General features: G+C 66.6%; 21 protein-coding genes. 9 read left to right on the forward strand and 12 right to left on the reverse strand.

The features are described from left to right. Positions 1-7: 7 nt before the first annotated feature. Positions 8-907 carry an adenosylcobinamide-phosphate synthase CbiB gene (gene cbiB / locus CXR42_RS18380; RefSeq protein WP_103259053.1) on the reverse strand — a complete coding sequence of 300 codons (900 nt, stop codon included), beginning with the start codon at positions 905-907 and terminating at the stop codon, positions 8-10. Positions 908-1120: 213 nt separating this feature from the next. Between cbiB and CXR42_RS18385 the strand changes: the two genes are divergently transcribed. Next, entirely contained in the window at positions 1121-1474 is a 354-nt protein-coding gene (locus CXR42_RS18385; RefSeq protein ID WP_103259054.1) for a hypothetical protein, read from the forward strand. A gap of 91 nt (positions 1475-1565) precedes the next feature. Here the strand turns inward: CXR42_RS18385 and CXR42_RS18390 are convergent, their stop codons facing one another. Together CXR42_RS18390 and CXR42_RS18395 are read right to left on the reverse strand one after the other, a co-directional pair. After that, positions 1566-2105, reverse strand: a complete 540-nt coding sequence (locus tag CXR42_RS18390; RefSeq protein ID WP_103259055.1) for a L,D-transpeptidase family protein — start codon at positions 2103-2105, stop codon at positions 1566-1568. Beyond that, positions 2102-3274 (reverse strand): MalY/PatB family protein, encoded by a 1173-nt coding sequence (locus tag CXR42_RS18395; protein ID WP_103259056.1) that lies wholly within the window; start codon positions 3272-3274, stop codon positions 2102-2104. The genes CXR42_RS18390 and CXR42_RS18395 overlap by 4 nt, the downstream gene beginning before the upstream one ends. Before the next feature lie 206 nt (positions 3275-3480). On the opposite strand from CXR42_RS18395, the gene def (CXR42_RS18400) reads away from it, so the two are divergent. Continuing rightward, positions 3481-3996: a peptide deformylase gene (gene def, locus CXR42_RS18400; protein WP_103259057.1), complete on the forward strand. Its 516-nt coding sequence runs from the start codon at positions 3481-3483 to the stop codon at positions 3994-3996. On the opposite strand, the gene CXR42_RS18405 is transcribed toward def (CXR42_RS18400), so the two are convergent. Beyond that, positions 3997-4392: a hypothetical protein gene (locus tag CXR42_RS18405; protein ID WP_103259058.1), complete on the reverse strand. Its 396-nt coding sequence runs from the start codon at positions 4390-4392 to the stop codon at positions 3997-3999. It lies immediately after the preceding gene. Positions 4393-4459: 67 nt separating this feature from the next. Here CXR42_RS18405 and def (CXR42_RS18410) point away from each other — a divergent pair, with 67 nt between their 5' ends. Genes def (CXR42_RS18410) through CXR42_RS18425 form a run of 4 tightly spaced genes read left to right on the forward strand, consistent with a single transcriptional unit; the run spans position 4460 to position 6624 of the window. Next, complete coding sequence (def, locus tag CXR42_RS18410; protein WP_103259127.1) at positions 4460-4948, forward strand: peptide deformylase; 489 nt, start codon at positions 4460-4462, stop codon at positions 4946-4948. After that, positions 4945-5448, forward strand: coding sequence for a peptide deformylase (def, locus tag CXR42_RS18415; RefSeq protein WP_103259059.1), 504 nt, complete (start codon positions 4945-4947; stop codon positions 5446-5448). The genes def (CXR42_RS18410) and def (CXR42_RS18415) overlap by 4 nt, the downstream gene beginning before the upstream one ends. Next, the gene (gene fmt, locus CXR42_RS18420; RefSeq protein ID WP_103259060.1) at positions 5445-6338 is read left to right on the forward strand and encodes a methionyl-tRNA formyltransferase; all 894 of its coding nucleotides are present in this window, start codon (positions 5445-5447) and stop codon (positions 6336-6338) included. The genes def (CXR42_RS18415) and fmt overlap by 4 nt, the downstream gene beginning before the upstream one ends. A 52-nt stretch (positions 6339-6390) precedes the next feature. After that, a complete protein-coding gene (locus CXR42_RS18425; RefSeq protein WP_103259061.1) occupies positions 6391-6624 on the forward strand; it encodes a GlsB/YeaQ/YmgE family stress response membrane protein in 234 nt (77 codons plus the stop codon). On the opposite strand, the gene CXR42_RS18430 is transcribed toward CXR42_RS18425, so the two are convergent. The 8 genes from CXR42_RS18430 to CXR42_RS18465 all read right to left on the reverse strand — a co-directional run bounded on the left by CXR42_RS18430 (position 6617) and on the right by CXR42_RS18465 (position 11959). Next, positions 6617-7117: a transcriptional regulator gene (locus CXR42_RS18430; RefSeq protein WP_103259062.1), complete on the reverse strand. Its 501-nt coding sequence runs from the start codon at positions 7115-7117 to the stop codon at positions 6617-6619. The genes CXR42_RS18425 and CXR42_RS18430 overlap by 8 nt on opposite strands. A gap of 38 nt (positions 7118-7155) precedes the next feature. Continuing rightward, positions 7156-7791, reverse strand: a complete 636-nt coding sequence (locus CXR42_RS18435; protein WP_103259063.1) for a trimeric intracellular cation channel family protein — start codon at positions 7789-7791, stop codon at positions 7156-7158. A gap of 8 nt (positions 7792-7799) precedes the next feature. After that, on the reverse strand, positions 7800-8258 hold the full coding sequence (gene rnhA / locus CXR42_RS18440) for a ribonuclease HI (RefSeq protein ID WP_103259064.1): 459 nt from the start codon (positions 8256-8258) through the stop codon (positions 7800-7802). 3 nt (positions 8259-8261) lie between these two features. Beyond that, the gene (locus CXR42_RS18445) at positions 8262-8723 is read right to left on the reverse strand and encodes a DUF3429 domain-containing protein (RefSeq protein WP_103259065.1); all 462 of its coding nucleotides are present in this window, start codon (positions 8721-8723) and stop codon (positions 8262-8264) included. A 39-nt stretch (positions 8724-8762) separates the two neighbouring features. After that, complete coding sequence (locus CXR42_RS18450) at positions 8763-9236, reverse strand: hypothetical protein (RefSeq protein WP_146038114.1); 474 nt, start codon at positions 9234-9236, stop codon at positions 8763-8765. A 68-nt stretch (positions 9237-9304) separates the two neighbouring features. Further along, on the reverse strand, positions 9305-10258 hold the full coding sequence (gene ispH / locus CXR42_RS18455; RefSeq protein WP_103259067.1) for a 4-hydroxy-3-methylbut-2-enyl diphosphate reductase: 954 nt from the start codon (positions 10256-10258) through the stop codon (positions 9305-9307). Between the two features lie 671 nt (positions 10259-10929). Further along, entirely contained in the window at positions 10930-11367 is a 438-nt protein-coding gene (locus CXR42_RS18460; RefSeq protein WP_103259068.1) for a YqaA family protein, read from the reverse strand. 16 nt (positions 11368-11383) lie between these two features. Then, positions 11384-11959, reverse strand: a complete 576-nt coding sequence (locus CXR42_RS18465; RefSeq protein WP_103259069.1) for a LabA-like NYN domain-containing protein — start codon at positions 11957-11959, stop codon at positions 11384-11386. Between the two features lie 142 nt (positions 11960-12101). Between CXR42_RS18465 and folK the strand changes: the two genes are divergently transcribed. The 3 genes from folK (at position 12102) to CXR42_RS18480 (ending at position 15264) form a co-directional block, all read left to right on the forward strand. Beyond that, entirely contained in the window at positions 12102-12674 is a 573-nt protein-coding gene (folK, locus tag CXR42_RS18470) for a 2-amino-4-hydroxy-6-hydroxymethyldihydropteridine diphosphokinase (RefSeq protein WP_103259070.1), read from the forward strand. 81 nt (positions 12675-12755) lie between these two features. After that, entirely contained in the window at positions 12756-13109 is a 354-nt protein-coding gene (gene rpoZ / locus CXR42_RS18475) for a DNA-directed RNA polymerase subunit omega (RefSeq protein ID WP_103259071.1), read from the forward strand. A 37-nt stretch (positions 13110-13146) separates the two neighbouring features. After that, positions 13147-15264 carry a RelA/SpoT family protein gene (locus CXR42_RS18480; protein WP_103259072.1) on the forward strand — a complete coding sequence of 706 codons (2118 nt, stop codon included), beginning with the start codon at positions 13147-13149 and terminating at the stop codon, positions 15262-15264. Positions 15265-15278: the final 14 nt, after the last annotated feature.

A 15278-nucleotide genomic window follows, 5' to 3' on the forward strand; every position in this document is an offset into this window, starting at 1 on the left:
TTGCCGGCTAGAAAAGCGCGATCACGACGGCAAAGGCAAGCAACACCGCCCAGACCCGCCACAGCGCGTCGGCGGCGGCGTCAATGTCGTCGGCCCCGGGGTCGCGGCGCCCCTCGGGCCAGACCCAGGGATAGTCCTTGCGCATGCCGTTATAGCTGCGCGGGCCGGAGAGGGCGACGTTCAGCACCGGGGCCAGGGCGGATTCGGGCCAGCCGGCATTCGGGCTGCGGTGCTTTGGAGCGTCGCGCAGGATCGGGGCGGGATCGACCCAACCATGCGTCAGCGCGATCAGAAGCGCGGTCAGCCGGGCCGGGATCAGGTTCAGCACGTCGTCCAGCCGGGCCGAGGCCCAGCCGAAATCGCGATACTTGGGCGTGAGGTGGCCGATCATGCTGTCAGCGGTATTGACCAGCTTGTAGGCAAAGATGCCCGGCAGCCCCAGGACGAGATACCAGAAGATCGGGGCGACGACGCCGTCCGACAGGTTCTCGGCCGCGCTTTCGATGGCGGCACGGGCCACGTCCGGTCCGGTCATCTGCGCGGTGTCGCGGCCGACAATCATCGCCACGGCGCGCCGGCCCTGGTCCAGCGACTGGCGCAGGCCCTGGGCCACGGCGCGGACATGCTCGACCAGGCTTTTCTGCGCGATCAGGATGGCCAGGGTCAGGACTTCCAGCGCGCCATGGTCGGGGATCAGGTGGATCAGCCAGCCGATGGCCAGCCCCGTGACCACCAGGCCCGCAGCCACGGCCACGCCCTTGGCCTTGCGTCCCGCGCCCTGGTTGAAACGCTGGTCGCACCAGCCGACCAGCCGGCCCATCAGGACCGCAGGATGCGGAACGCGGTCCCAGAGTTGTTTCGGCTCGCCGAAGGCCGCGTCCAGAAGCATGGAGAGGATCAGAATCATGCCTTGGCTATTCCTGCGGCCGGGATGATTCGCAAGCGGGGACATGGGTTTGAGCGGTGGTTTCCGGCTTGGACCGCGACGATCAACCCATGCGTGTGTGAATCTGCGGCTTTCAGGACATGCTGCGTTTACAATTCGCCAATAGGCTTATGACAGCTTGATTTTTGCCGGTCTGGCCACAGACTTATCCACATAGTGCGTGCGAGGGCTGCCATGCTTGAGTTTCTGCCGACAGAGGTGCGTGAGGGGCTGGAGGCCGCGCGCAAGAAGGATCTGCGCCGGAAGTCGCGGTTGCGGGTGCAGGTGGGGGATGCGGTGTTTCCGGTCCTGCGCTTTTGGGACAACGGCTTTGCGCTGGATGCCGACCTTAGCCCGGGAAAGCTGCGCGGGCTGGTGGATGTCTATGACGGCTCGCGCCATGTGTTCCAATGTCTGATCGTCGCCTCGTCGATCGACGAGGGCGAGTTGGTCTGCGACTTCAAACGGGCGACGGCGGTAGCGGATCGTGCGGCGCTGGACTTCTGGCGGGACGAAAACGCGCCGGTGGGGTATCTGCCGAAGGCTTAGGTCCTGCGCCCCTCCCCTCCTCGTGCGACTTCGTCTTCTCGTCGGATCGTGGGCGAGGAGTGACGAAGTCAGCGACGAGCAGGGGTGCCGGTCAGGGCCGGATTTCCACCTTCGTCCCGATCGGCGTCACCGCCCAGATCTCGCGCATCTCGGTGTTGGTCACGGCGACGCAGCCGGCGGTCCAGTCGCCCTTCAGCTTGAACCCTTCGGGCAGGGCATTGGGCTGGCCGTGGATGAAGATGTCCCCGCCCGGATCATAGCCCCCGGCCGCGGCGCGCTGCACATCTTCCGGCCGGGGATAGTTCAGCCCGACCGACAGGTGGAAGGCCGATTGCTGATTGCGCCGGTCGATCACGAACTCGCCCTCGGGCGTCTTGCCGTCGCCCTGGCGGTCCTTGTCGCCCTCGGGCGCGAAGCCGAGGGCGATCTGGTAGGTCCGCACCACCTGACCGTCCTGGTAAAGCTGCATCCGCCGCGCCGCCTTGTCGATCACGATCCGCTCCACCTCTCCGGTCAGGGGCGGCGGCGGCGGCAGGTCGACTCGTTCCGGCGGCATGAACAGCGAGGCCGTCAGCAGGCCCAGCGCGGCCACCAGCGTCAGCCAGGCCAGAAGGCGGAGGAGACGCGTCATTGCAGGTCGGCGAAGGCCTTCTGCAACCGGGCCACCGCCTCGGCCACCTGGGCGCGGGGGCAGGCCAGGTTGAAACGCAGGAAGCTTTCTCCGCCCAAGCCGAAGGCCGAGCCATGGTTGGTCGCGATCTTCGCCTGCTTCTCGACCCGGGCGATGAACTCCTGGGGGGCCATGCCGGTGCCCGAGAAATCGACCCAGGCCAGGTAGGTCGCCTGCAAGGGCGTCGAGCGCAGACCGGGGATCGCGGCGATCCCCTCGTCGAACAGCCGGCGGTTGCCGTCCAGATAGCGCATCAGGTCGTCGACCCAGGCCGCGCCTTCGGGGCTGTAGGCGGCGGTCGCCATGTGCATCCCGAAGGAGTTGGGCGAGATCCCCATCGCGTTGATCGTGTTCGCAAAGGTCTTGCGCAGTGCGGGGTCGGCGATGATGACGTTGCCGATATGCGCGCCGGCGATGTTGAAGGTCTTGGTCGTGGCCGTCATCATCACCAACCGGTCGGAGACGTCGGGCGCGGCCAGCGGCATGACGGTGTGCTTTTGCCCGGGGAGCACCAGGTCATGGTGGATCTCGTCCGAGACGAGGATCAGATCGTGTTTCACGCAGAAATCGGCGATCTGGCGCAACTCATCGCCCGTCCAGACCCGGCCGCCCGGATTGTGCGGCGAGCAGAGGATCAGCATCTTCTCGCGCCCTGTCAGGCGCGCATCCCAGGCCGCCAGATCAAGCCGGGCAACGCCGTCCTCCAGCACCAGCGGGCATTCGGTGACCTCGCGTCCGGCGGCTTTGATGACGCGGGCGAAGGCATGGTAGACCGGTGTCATGAGCACCACGGCATCGCCGGGCTGGGTGTAGCTGTGGACGCAAAGCGCCGTGCCGTTGACCAGACCGTGGGTGGTGAAGATCCACTCGGGCGCAACATCCCAGCCGTGGCGGGTTGCCATCCACCAGCGGATCGCCGCCAGATAGGCGCTGTCGTCGCCGAAATAGCCGTAGATGCCATGGGCCAGCATCTTCTCCAGCGCGGTCTGGACGACCTGGGGCGGGCGAAACTCCATATCGGCGACCCACATCGCCAGGCCTTCCTGCGGCGCCAGGCCATAAAGGCTGGGCATCATGTCCCACTTGACGCAGTGAGAGCCGGTGCGGTCGATGGGCGTGTCGAAGGTCATGTCGAGCTGTCCTTGGGGTGGAATTTTCATCCGATTATACGTTTGCAATCGGGAAGTCATCCCGATTTTTCGTTAGTATACGGGAAAGTAATCCAAAGTATGATCATGGATTGGAATTTTTGACCGCGGCGTGCTGGTTAAGTCGCCGTCGCGTTTTCCGCGCCTTCCCCTTGCCATGTCGCCCCGGCTTTCGTAGATCGCTTCGCATGATCCGCCCTATCCTGATCCATCCCGACCCGCGCCTCAAGAAGGTCTGCGACCCGGTGGCCGAAATCACCACCGAGTTGCGCCGTCTGGCCGAGGATATGCTGGAAACCATGTACGACGCGCCCGGCATCGGCCTGGCTGCGCCGCAGGTCGGGGTGACCAAGCGTCTGGTCGTGATGGACTGCATCAAGGATGGCCCACCAGAGCCGGTGATCCTGTTCAACCCCGAAGTCATCTGGTCGTCCGAGGATCTGTCGACCTATGAGGAAGGCTGCCTGTCGATCCCCGACCAGTACGCCGACGTCAAGCGCCCGGCCGAGGTGCAGGTGCGCTGGATCGACCAGGACGGCCAACCGCAGGAACGCCAGTTCGCTGGCCTATGGGCGACCTGCGTGCAGCATGAGATCGACCATCTGGATGGCAAGCTGTTCATCGATTACCTGGGGCCGCTGAAGCGCCAGATGATCACCCGCAAGATGGAAAAGCTGAAGCGGGAACGCGCGCGCGAGGGTTGATCACTCGCCCAGCGGGCGCAGCAGCACCGTATCGCCGCCCATTTCCATCAGCATCGCGACAAGCAGTCCGATCTTCGGCCCTTCGGAGGCGCAGGTTCCCGGCCGGTCCAGCAGGTCGAAGGCAGGACCGTAAAAGTCGCTGTCATAAGCGCCGGTGTCCATGACGCCCAGTTTCGTCGCCACGATATAGGCCGTTCCGGTCAGCAGCGCCCATTCGCCCTGGGTCAGCGGAAAATCCTGGCAGTTCATGCCCACCACATTCGCCGTGACCAGCGCGCGGAGGAGATCGGGTGACGCCACCTCGGCGATCCGTTCGTCCCTTGGCAGGGTGACAAACCCGGGGTCCTGGGCCAGGGCGGGCGTGGCGATCAGAGTCAGGATGAGGGCGCGAAGCATGGGGCCTCCTGGGCGTGACTTTCGCGCCAGATACCGCTATTCGCCGGACCTGACACCTGAGGTATTCCTGATGCTCTTGCCGATCCTGCGCTGGCCCGACCCCCGCCTTTCGCAGCCCTGCGCGCCGGCCGTCCTTGACGACGACCTGCGCGCGTTGGCCGCCGACATGCTGGAAACGATGTACGCCGCCCCCGGCCGGGGCCTTGCCGCGCCGCAAGTCGGGCGGCTGGTGCGGATGTTCGTGATGGATGTGGCGTGGAAAACCGGCGAAGCCGCGCCGATGGTCTTTGTGAACCCCTCGGTCGAGTTGCTGGGCGACCGGGTGACTGGCCCCGAGGGTTGCCTGTCGATCCGCGGCCCGGTGACCGAGGTAGAGCGGGCGGCGCAGGTGCGGGTGCGCTGGACCGACCTGGACGGGATGGCGCAGGATCAGTTGCTGGACGGCTTCGCCGCGATCTGCGTGCAGCATGAGTATGACCACCTGGACGGCGTGCTGACCCTGGACCGCCTGTCGCCCGAAGCGCGGGCGATTGCCGAAGCCGAGGTGCTGGCATGACCGTCCGCCGCTGTCTGCCCTGGCCCAATGCCGTCCTGCGGACCCCTGCCGCCGATGTGCCCGCGATCAATGACGAGGTCCGGGCGATCTGGACCGACATGATCGAGACGATGGATGCGATGCCGGGCTATGGCCTGGCCGCGGTGCAGATCGGCGTCCCCCTGCGGCTGGCGGTCGTCGATTGCTCGGAGGCGCGGGGGCAGGCGGTGCGGATGGCCAACCCCGAGGTGCTGCACGCCAGCGTCCAGTTGCGCGAGCATGAGGAAGCCAGCCCGAACTTGCCCGGCGTGTCCGCCGTGATCCAGCGACCGCGCGCGGTGACGGTGCGCTTTCTGAACGCCGAGGGGACGGTGGAAGAGCGGGATTTCGTCGGCCTCTGGGCCACCAGCGCGCAGCATCAGATCGACCATCTGGCGGGGAAGATGTACTTTGACCACCTGTCGCCCTTGAAGCGGAAGATGCTGATCTCGCGGGCGCAGAAACTGGGGAAGCGCGGATGAAGATCGTCTTCATGGGCACGCCGGACTTCAGCGTTCCGGTGCTGGAGGCGCTGCACCAACGCCATGAAATCCTTGCGGTCTACTGCCAGCCCCCCCGCCCCGCCGGGCGTGGCAAGGCGGACCGTCCCAGCCCGGTCCAGGCCCGGGCCGAGGCGCTTGGCCTGCCTGTCCGCCACCCGGTTTCGCTGCGCAGCGAAGGTGCAGCGAAAGAGTTCGCTGCGCTGGGTGCGGATGTGGCCGTCGTGGTCGCCTATGGGCTGATCCTGCCGCAGCAAATCCTCGACACCCCGCGCCTGGGCTGCCTGAACATCCACGCCAGCCTCTTGCCGCGCTGGCGCGGCGCGGCGCCGATCCATCGGGCGATCATGGCCGGCGACCAAGAAACTGGCGTCTGCATCATGCAGATGGAGGCGGGCCTGGACACCGGCCCGGTCCTGCTGCGCGAGGCACTGGCGATCGGGGTTGAGGAGACGACGGCGGACCTGCACGACCGCCTTTCGACCCTGGGTGCGCGGCTGATCCTGCAGGCGCTGGACCGCCTGCCCGACCTGACGGCCGAACCGCAGCCGCAGGATGGCGTGACCTATGCCGCCAAGATCGACAAGGCCGAAGCGCGGATCGACTGGACCCGCCCGGCCACTGAGATTGACCGTCAGATCCGCGGCCTGTCGCCCTTTCCCGGCGCCTGGACCGAGGTAAACGGCGAGCGGGTGAAGCTTCTGCGCTCGCGCCTGGGCGACGGCGGCGGTCCGCCTGGCCAGGTGCTGCACGGCTTTACCATCGCCTGCGGTACCGGCGCGGTCGACATCACCGAGGCCCAGCGCGAGGGCAAACGCCCGATGCCCGCGGCCGAGGTGCTGCGCGGCCTGATACTGCCGCAACGCCTATAGCGCCGGGCGGCAGGACACCCCATATTCCGCAAGAATAGCGAAGGGGGATGGCATGGCCTTCATCTGGCTTCTGGTCGTGGGCGCAGCGGCGGGGTTCCTGGCCACGCGCATCCTCAAGGTCGATCTGGACACCCCCTCGACCATCGCGCTGGGGGTCCTGGGGGCGCTGGTCGGCGGGCTGATCCTGCGCGGGCTGACGATGCTTGCCGGGTTCGGGGCCGGGATCGTCGGTGCGCTTCTGGGGGCTTTGGCGCTGGTCTGGCTGTGGAAAACCTGGACTAGGTAAGCCGCTTCACCGCATCCTTCAGCTTGAACGCGCCCTCACCAGTCGCGGACCACAGGGCCTGCCCGGCCCAGGCCGCAAACAGCAGCGCCGCACTTTCCCGCGCCTTGGTGCCGGTGCCCAGCCGCAGCGCCAGCGCGGATTCCACCGTGGCCCGCCAGGCGGCGGCACGCTGGGCAAGTTCGGGGTCGCGCAGGTCATGGGCCAGCCCGGCGGCATCCAGCGGGCCAACCGCCTTCAGCAGCCCCTGCGGCCCCTTGTCGGCGGTGGCGGCGATGGCATCCATCGTCCGCGCCTCAAGCGCGGCCCAGGCAGCAAGGCGGGCGGCGCGCACCATCGCGTCGCGGCTGCCATAGCGCTGCACCAGAGTGGGCGGCGCAAGGCCGGTGGCGCTGGCGACGGTGGCAAAGGACACGGCCTTGTCGCCGCCCTGGTCCAGCAGGTGCTGGATGGCGGCAAAGACCTGGGCGTCGGGAACGGTGCGCGTGCGTGGCATGGGGTGATGGTAAACGAACGTTCGTTCACCGCGCAAGCCTAGCGTTTCGGCGCCCCCGGCCGTGGCGGCTGCGAGCGATAGACCGGCAGCCGCCAGCCCAGTGCGATGCTGCCCGCGCGCAGCACGAAGACCAGGCCCGCGCACAAAAGCAGCGCCATGCCCTGACCCAGCCCCGCCCAGATCGCCACAACCGCGCCAAGTGATCCGGCCAGGGCGCAGGTCGCGTAAAGCTCGCCCTGTTTCAGGACCAGGGGCACCTCGTTGCAGACCACGTCGCGCATCAACCCGCCCAGGCATCCGGTAATCATCCCCATCACCAGCACGATGGGCCAGGCCTGCGCCTCGGCCAGTGCGACCGCCACGCCGGCAGGCACGGCGACGGCCAGGGCGAAGGCGTCGAACCACAACAGCGCGCGGTAACGGCTTTCCAGCAGGTGCGCGGTGAAGAACACCAGCACGGCCGCGACCGTGGCGACGGCCAGCATCACCGGATCGGCGACCCAGAAAACCTCGCGGTTCAGGATCGCATCGCGCAGCGTGCCACCGCCGACGGCGGTCAGGCAGGCAATGAAGATGAACCCCACGATGTCCAGTTGCGACCGGCTGGCGGCCAGCGCCCCCGTCAGCGCAAAGACCAGGACCGAGGCATAGTCCAGCGCGTCAAGCAGCGCCATGCTCCCCATCAGACTGACGCCTTGAACGGGGCCATCCCGGCCCGGGCGAGTTCGTCGGCACGTTCGTTCTCGGCGTGGCCGGCATGGCCCTTGATCCAGCGCCAGGTCACCTTGTGGGTCGCGGCCGCAGCTTCAAGCCGTTGCCAAAGCTCGACATTCTTGACCGGGCTGCCGCCCGCCGTGCGCCAGCCCTTGCGCTTCCATCCGGCGATCCAGTCGGTGATCCCGTTCTTCACATAGGCGCTGTCGGTGACGATGGTCAGTTCGGTCGGCCGCGTCAGCGCCTCCAGCGCGGAAATCGCCGCCAGAAGCTCCATCCGGTTGTTGGTGGTCATGGCTTCGCCGCCCTGGAGGGTGCGCTCCTTGATCACCGTGCCGTTTTCCCGCGCCAGCATCAGCACGCCCCAGCCACCAGGGCCGGGGTTCCCCGAGCAGGCGCCGTCGGTATAGGCGAAAAGCTCGGCCATGGGTCAGCCCTGCAAAGGGATGGCAAGGCAGGCCAGGACGACCACGGTCAGCATGACGCGCAGCCGCAGCCACCAGCGCGGGGCCAGGCCCCAGGCCGAAAACATCGCGTCCAGCAGCAGAAGGCCGACGAACCCGGCAGCCAGGAAGATGGTCGAGGTGTCGGAGGCGTCCGAAACCATCAGGAAGACCCATAGCGCCGGGATGACGGACAGGGCATAGGCGATCGTGGCTTCGCGCCCCTCGGCCTTGGTGGCAAAACCCCACAAGACGCCGGACATGAACGACAGGATCACCGTGCCGTACGTCAGCCCGACATAGGCGCCCAGGAACATCGGCGACAGGAATTGCCCGGCCCAGGTCGAAAGGGCCGGCGACAGATGCGTCGCGGCGGACCAGAGGAACGGGATCAGCCCGGCAAGGCCGAGGAGGAGGGCGGGTCGGGGGATGCGGTGGTCGTCAGTCATGCGCCTGATCTAGACCGCCCGGCCGGCCATGGCCAGCCGTCACTCTTCCAGAAAGCGGTTGAACCGCGCCGGGATCGCGGCGCGGATCGCCGTCAGAACGCTGCCAACCCGCGCGGCATCCGCCTCGGCCGGTTGGGACAGCAGCGTCACCTCTCCTTGCTCAAGCAGCACGCGGCCCCCTGACAGGCTGCCGCCGACCATCGGAGTCTCGGTCTCTTGCGCGGGTTTGTCGGCCAGGCCGCTGGCCTCTGCCGCTGTGATGATCGCCGCCAGCGCCTCGGTCGGGACCGTGGCGCGGCGGGTCTTGCAGGCGGGGCCCTCGGTCTCGTACCCGGTGCAATGGGTCAGGGTCAGCTTGCCATCGGCCAGGATCGAGACACTGGTCTCCCAGGCGTATTCGGGGGGCAAGCTGCCATTGTTGGTCCAGTATTCGGCCAGGACCGTGGCCTCTTGCGCCTGGGCGGCGGGGGCCAGGGTCAGGAGCAGGGCGGCAAGGCGAAGCAGACGGGGCATGGCGGGCATCCGGGTTGATCACGCCCCGTAGTAATGGCGAGAGGGTCCGCGCGTCAGTAGGGATTTGCTCACGCCGGTTCGCGCAGGATGCGGGGGACCTTGAATTCGATGTCCTCGACCGCGGTTTCGACGAGGTCCAGCGTGACAGCGTAGCGGGCGCGGAAGGCGTCGACGACTTCGTTGACCAGCACCTCGGGTGCACTGGCCCCGGCGGTCAGGCCGATGGACCGGGCCCCCTCCAGGGCGCGCCAGTCGATGTCGGCGGCGCGCTGGATCAGCATGGAGTAGCGGCAGCCGGCGGCGGTGCCGACCTCGACCAGACGCTTGGAGTTCGAGGAGTTCGGCGCGCCGATCACGAGGAGGGCGTCGATCTTGGGGGCGACGGCCTTCACGGCGGCCTGGCGGTTGGTCGTGGCGTAGCAGATGTCGTCGTGGGCGGGGGCGTGGATCAGGGGGAAGCGGGCCTTCAGGGCCGCGGCGATCTCGGCGGTGTCGTCGACAGAAAGGGTGGTCTGGGTGATGAAGGCCAGCTTTGCCGGGTCGCGGACCTGGAGGGTGGCGACGTCGGCGACGGTTTCCACCAGCAGGACCTCTCCCGGCGGAAGCTGGCCCATCGTGCCCACGGTCTCGGGGTGGCCTTCGTGGCCGATGTAGATCATCTGCGTCCCGGCCTCATGGTGGCGGGCGGCCTCGTTGTGGACCTTGGTGACCAGGGGGCAGGTAGCGTCGACGGCGATCATCTGGCGCTGGCTGGCTTCGGCCGGCACGGATTTCGGGACACCGTGGGCGGAAAAGACGACGGGGCGGTCGTCGGGGCAGTCGGACAGTTCTTCCACGAAGATCGCGCCCTGGGCTTTCAGGGCGTCGACGACGAATTTGTTGTGGACGATCTCGTGCCGGACGTAGACCGGGGCGCCCCATTTCTGGATCGCCATCTCGACGATCTTGATCGCGCGGTCCACCCCGGCACAAAAGCCGCGGGGGGCAGCGAGGTAGAGGGTCAGGGGGGGCAGGTCGGGCATCGGGCGGGCTCCGGGAAGGGCTGGGACAGACTTAAAGGTTGCGGCGCGCCGCGTCCAGTGTCCACGGTGGACAAGCCGGGAGAGTGGTTTGATTTCAAAGGGTTGATCGCGGGCGTTAGGGAAATCTTAATCCCGGAAATCCTCCTCGTGCGCCTTCGGCTTCTCGTCGTTGCATGGTGTTCAGGAAAACGCGTTTCAGTGGCGACCTACTAGGAAGGTACAGGCGGGCCAGCAACCTGGGCCTCCTCGTACGGCTTCGCCTTCACGCCGGGGCAGGGTGTTCAAGAGCAGCCTACGAGTCTTCCTGCGCGAGTTAAGGAGATGTGCAGGCGGGGCCAGCAAGCCTGGGCCGCCTCGTGCGGCGTCGCCTTCTCCTCGGGGCAGGGTGTTCAAGAGAAGCCAACGAGTTTTCCTGCGCCAGTTAAGGGAATGTGCAGGCGGGGCGAGCATCGCCTGTGCGCGGCTTCGCCTTCTCGCCGGGGCAGGGTGTTCAAGAGCAGCCTACGAGTCTTCATGCGCGAGTTAAGGGGATGTGCAGGCGGGGCGAGCAAGCCCGGGCCTCCTCGTGCGGCGTCGCCTTCTCGTCGGGGGACGGCAACCGGATCGGGCGGCACCGTCCTTCGCCGGGCGACCCAGCGAGGAGTGCATGAAATGCATCGACGAGCGGCGGGTCAGGCGGTCCATCCGGCGAAGGCGGCGGCGCCAAGCCAGGCGACGGCAGCATAGCGCAGGGTCTTGGCCAGCGTGACAAGCAGCAAGAACAGGGCGACCGGCGTCCGCATCAACCCGGCAACCGCCACCAGCACATCGCCGCCCGGTGCCCAAGACACCAGAAGTGACCAATAGCCCCAGCGGGCATACCAGGCCTCGGCCCGGGCCAGTTGCGCGGGGCGGATCGGAAAGCGCGGATGGTCGCGAAAGCCGCCCAGCCCGCGGCCCAGCGCATAGGTGACGCAAGAGCCCAGCACATTGCCGACCGAGGCCACAAGGACCAGCGTCAATGCCCGCCAGCCCGCCGCCTGCAGGCCAAGGAACACGACCTCGGACTGGAAGGGGACGGGCGTGGCGGCCAGGAAGGCCGCCAGAAACAGGCCGGAAAGCGCGATCACGCCGGGCGGACCGGGGTCACTTCGCCTCGACCGTCGCCTCTTCGGTGATCACGGGGCGCGGCTCGCGCGGGGGGCGGCCGATGACTTCGCGCAGCTCGTCCAACTCGATGAAGTTGTCGGCCTGACGGCGCAATTCGTCGGCGATCATCGGCGGCTGGCTGCGGATGGTCGAGACGACCGAAACGCGAACCCCCTGGCGTTGCAGGCTTTCCACCAGCGGGCGGAAGTCCCCGTCGCCCGAGAACAGCACGACATGATCGACGCGCGGCGCCAGCTCCATCGCATCGACGCACAGCTCGATGTCCATGTTGCCCTTCACCTTCCGCCGTCCCTGGCTGTCGGTGTATTCCTTGGCCGGCTTGGTGCGCATGGTGAAGCCGTTGTAGTGCAGCCAGTCGACCAGCGGGCGGATGGGCGAGTATTCCTCGTTCTCCAGAAGCGCGGTGTAGTAGAACGCCCGCAGAAGCTTGCCGCGCCGCATGAATTCCATGCGCAGAAGCTTGTAGTCGATGTCGAAGCCCAGGGCCTTGGCGGCTGCGTAAAGGTTCGATCCATCTATGAACAGCGCAAGCCGTTCGTCCTTGTAAAACATGTATTGGTCCCCTCAAACCTGCCGGGCGGCGAACTTCCGTGTCTGGATCACGTAATGTAAAAGAGGTCCGACGCCTGACGCCTTGTGAATATCAGTCGGAAACCGTTCGCGACAAGTCAACTTGGGGAAAATAACAGACACTATGCGGAAAACCGGACATGCCCTGATCGCGCTCGGCGCAAATCTGCCGTTGGCGGGAAAACCGGCCGAGGCGACGCTGCGTCAGGCGCTGGCGGCGCTGGCGGAGGAAGGTCTTGCGGTGTCGGCGGTTAGCCGGTTTTTCGCCACGCCCTGCTTTCCGGCGGGGGCGGGGCCGGACTATGTGAACGCGGCGGCGGTGCTGGATGTGGGTCAAGGCGTTGACCCCGCGTCAATTCTGGCGCGGCTGCACGCGGTCGAGGCCCGGTTCGGCCGCGAGAGGGTGCAGCGCTGGGGGATGCGCACGCTGGACCTGGACCTTTTGGCGCTGGATGATTCGGTGCTGCCGGATGCGTCCGTACAGGACGCCTGGCGCGACCTGGCGCCCGAAGCGCAGGTCATGGCCGCGCCGGACCGGCTGATCCTGCCGCATCCGCGCTTGCAGGATCGGGCCTTCGTGCTGGTTCCCCTGGCCGATGTGGCCCCGGACTGGGTGCATCCGCGCCTGGGCCTGACCGTGCGGCAGATGCTGCAGGCGCTGCCCCAGTCAGATCGCGACGCGGTGAAACCGCTTTGATTTGCGGCGATTCCGCGCTTGTCAAGCCTGTCCAATGCGCCTAAATAGGCCACTTCCAGCTATTCGGGATTGGAGTGTCTCATGGCCCGCGTGACGGTCGAAGATTGCGTTGACAAGGTGCCGAACCGGTTCGAACTGGTGATGCTGGCCGCCCATCGGGCGCGCGAGATCCAGTCCGGCTCTCCCATCACCATTGATCGCGACAATGACAAGAACCCGGTGGTCGCGCTGCGCGAGATCGCCGAGGAAACCCAGTCGGCCGACGTCCTGCGCGAGCGGATGATCGAAAGCCACCAGACCCAGATCGAGGTGGACGAGCCCGAGGATGACCAGATGGCGCTGCTCATGGGTGGCGAGATGGATCGTCCGATGGTCGACGACATGTCGGAAGAAAAGCTGCTGCGCGCGCTGATGGAAGCCCAGGGCGAACTTTAAGGCTTTCGGCACGGGTGGGCCCGTAGATGGGGCGGTGATGATCGACGTCGAAGACCTCATCGCCCTGGTCCGCAATTACAATCCGCGGTGCAACACGGATCTGATCCGCAAGGCCTATGCCTACGGAATGAAGATGCATGAAGGCCAGATGCGCAAGTCGGGCGAGCCGTACTTCACGCATCCGGTCGCCGTGGCGGCGATCCTGACCGAACAGCGGCTGGACGACGCGACCATCGTGACCGCGCTGCTGCACGACACGATCGAGGATACGCGGTCCACTTATACCGAGGTGTCCGAGTTGTTCGGGGCCGAGGTGGCCGAGCTGGTCGATGGCGTCACCAAGCTGACCAACCTGCAGCTGTCGAACACCGAAAGCCAGCAGGCCGAGAATTTCCGCAAGCTGTTCATGGCGATGTCCCGCGACCTGCGGGTGATCCTGGTCAAGCTGGCCGACCGGCTGCACAACATGCGCACGATCCGGTCGATGAAGCCGGAAAAGCAGGCCCAGAAGGCGCGCGAGACGATGGAGATCTTCGCTCCGTTGGCCGGGCGGATGGGGATGCAGTGGATGCGCGAGGAGTTGGAGGACCTGTCCTTCAAGGTCCTGAACCCCGAGGCGCGCAATTCGATCATCCGGCGCTTCGTGACCCTGCAGCGCGAGACCGGCGATGTGGTCCACAAGATCACCGGCGACATCCGGCACGAGCTGGAGAAGGGGCAGATCGAGGCCGACGTCTATGGCCGCGCGAAGAAGCCCTACAGCATCTGGCGCAAGATGCAGGAAAAGGACCTGGCGTTCAGCCGGCTGTCCGACATCTATGGCTTTCGGGTGATCTGCGGCAGCGTGGCCGATTGCTACCGCATCCTGGGCGTCATCCACCAACGCTGGCGCGCGGTGCCGGGGCGGTTCAAGGACTATATCAGCCAGCCGAAGAACAACGGCTATCGCTCGATCCACACCACGGTCAGCGGCCGGGACGGCAAGCGGGTCGAGGTGCAGATCCGCACGCGGGAGATGCACGAGGTCGCCGAGGCCGGGGTCGCGGCGCATTGGTCCTATCGTGAGGGGGTGCGGGTCGCGAACCCCTTTGCGGTGGACCCGGCCAAGTGGATCGCCACGCTGACCGAGCGGCTGGACGAAGGCGACACCGACGAGTTCCTGGAAAACGTCAAGCTTGAGATGTACTCGGACCAGGTGTTCTGCTTCACGCCGAAGGGTGACGTGGTGCAACTGCCGCGCGGGGCGACGCCGCTGGACTATGCCTATTCGATCCACACGCGGATCGGAAACTCCTGCGTCTCGGCCAAGGTGGACGGCATCCGGGTGCCGCTGTGGACCCGGCTGAAGAACGGCCAGTCGGTCGAGATCATCACGGCCGAGGGCCAGCGCCCGCAGGCGTCCTGGATCGACATTGTCACCACGGGGCGGGCGAAGGCGGCGATCCGGCGGTCCTTGCGGGAAGAGGACCGGGGCCGGTTCGTCAAGCTGGGGCAGGAACTGGCGCGGGCGGCCTTTGACCATGTCGGCAAGAAGGCCACCGACAAGGCGCTGCGCACGGCGGCCAAGATGCTGGGCCTGGCGGATGAAAACGATCTTCTGGCCCGCCTGGGCAGCGCCGAACTGCCCGCGCGGCGGGTGGTCGAGACGCTGTATCCCGAACTGGCCATGGCCGTGGCGGAAGAGGTCGATTCGAAGCGCCCCGTCGTTGGCCTGACCGCCGACCAGTCCTTCCGCCGCGCGAATTGCTGCCAGCCGGTTCCGGGCGAGCGGATCGTGGGCATCACCTATCGCGGTCAGGGCGTCGTGGTTCATGCCATCGACTGCCCCGCGCTGGAGGAATTCGAGGAGCAGACCGCCCGCTGGGTGGACCTGCACTGGCATTCCGGGCGCCATGCCCCGGTGTTCACGGTGACGCTGGACCTGACAATCTCGAACGACGCGGGCGTGATGGGGCGGATCTGCACCTTGATCGGCGAGCAGAAGGCCAATATCTCGGACCTGAGGTTCACAGATCGCAAACCAGATTTTTACAGACTTATCATTGACGTGGACTTGCGCGACGTCGAACATCTGCACATGGTCATGACCGCGCTTGAAGCCGAGACGGATGTGGCGCAGATCGAACGTCAGCGGGATCTGACACGGCGGCCGTAACGGCAGAAAGCGGG

The organism is Tabrizicola aquatica, assembly GCF_002900975.1.
GTDB classification, from domain to species: domain Bacteria; phylum Pseudomonadota; class Alphaproteobacteria; order Rhodobacterales; family Rhodobacteraceae; genus Tabrizicola; species Tabrizicola aquatica.

What these genes read in the sequence shown, in the direction of transcription:
- ispH (WP_103259067.1), bottom strand. Translation starts at nt 10,258, where the DNA reads ATGCCCGACCTGCCCCCCCTGACCCTCTACCTCGCTGCCCCCCGCGGC.
- CXR42_RS18405 (WP_103259058.1), bottom strand. Translation starts at nt 4,392, where the DNA reads ATGCTTCGCGCCCTCATCCTGACTCTGATCGCCACGCCCGCCCTGGCC.
- CXR42_RS18425 (WP_103259061.1), top strand. Translation starts at nt 6,391, where the DNA reads ATGGCCTTCATCTGGCTTCTGGTCGTGGGCGCAGCGGCGGGGTTCCTG.
- CXR42_RS18435 (WP_103259063.1), bottom strand. Translation starts at nt 7,791, where the DNA reads ATGGCGCTGCTTGACGCGCTGGACTATGCCTCGGTCCTGGTCTTTGCG.
- rpoZ (WP_103259071.1), top strand. Translation starts at nt 12,756, where the DNA reads ATGGCCCGCGTGACGGTCGAAGATTGCGTTGACAAGGTGCCGAACCGG.
- CXR42_RS18390 (WP_103259055.1), bottom strand. Translation starts at nt 2,105, where the DNA reads ATGACGCGTCTCCTCCGCCTTCTGGCCTGGCTGACGCTGGTGGCCGCG.
- rnhA (WP_103259064.1), bottom strand. Translation starts at nt 8,258, where the DNA reads ATGGCCGAGCTTTTCGCCTATACCGACGGCGCCTGCTCGGGGAACCCC.
- CXR42_RS18450 (WP_146038114.1), bottom strand. Translation starts at nt 9,236, where the DNA reads ATGCCCCGTCTGCTTCGCCTTGCCGCCCTGCTCCTGACCCTGGCCCCC.
- CXR42_RS18385 (WP_103259054.1), top strand. Translation starts at nt 1,121, where the DNA reads ATGCTTGAGTTTCTGCCGACAGAGGTGCGTGAGGGGCTGGAGGCCGCG.
- folK (WP_103259070.1), top strand. Translation starts at nt 12,102, where the DNA reads ATGCGGAAAACCGGACATGCCCTGATCGCGCTCGGCGCAAATCTGCCG.
- def (WP_103259059.1), top strand. Translation starts at nt 4,945, where the DNA reads ATGACCGTCCGCCGCTGTCTGCCCTGGCCCAATGCCGTCCTGCGGACC.
- CXR42_RS18430 (WP_103259062.1), bottom strand. Translation starts at nt 7,117, where the DNA reads ATGCCACGCACGCGCACCGTTCCCGACGCCCAGGTCTTTGCCGCCATC.
- CXR42_RS18445 (WP_103259065.1), bottom strand. Translation starts at nt 8,723, where the DNA reads ATGACTGACGACCACCGCATCCCCCGACCCGCCCTCCTCCTCGGCCTT.
- CXR42_RS18480 (WP_103259072.1), top strand. Translation starts at nt 13,147, where the DNA reads ATGATCGACGTCGAAGACCTCATCGCCCTGGTCCGCAATTACAATCCG.
- def (WP_103259057.1), top strand. Translation starts at nt 3,481, where the DNA reads ATGATCCGCCCTATCCTGATCCATCCCGACCCGCGCCTCAAGAAGGTC.
- CXR42_RS18465 (WP_103259069.1), bottom strand. Translation starts at nt 11,959, where the DNA reads ATGTTTTACAAGGACGAACGGCTTGCGCTGTTCATAGATGGATCGAAC.
- CXR42_RS18395 (WP_103259056.1), bottom strand. Translation starts at nt 3,274, where the DNA reads ATGACCTTCGACACGCCCATCGACCGCACCGGCTCTCACTGCGTCAAG.
- cbiB (WP_103259053.1), bottom strand. Translation starts at nt 907, where the DNA reads ATGATTCTGATCCTCTCCATGCTTCTGGACGCGGCCTTCGGCGAGCCG.
- fmt (WP_103259060.1), top strand. Translation starts at nt 5,445, where the DNA reads ATGAAGATCGTCTTCATGGGCACGCCGGACTTCAGCGTTCCGGTGCTG.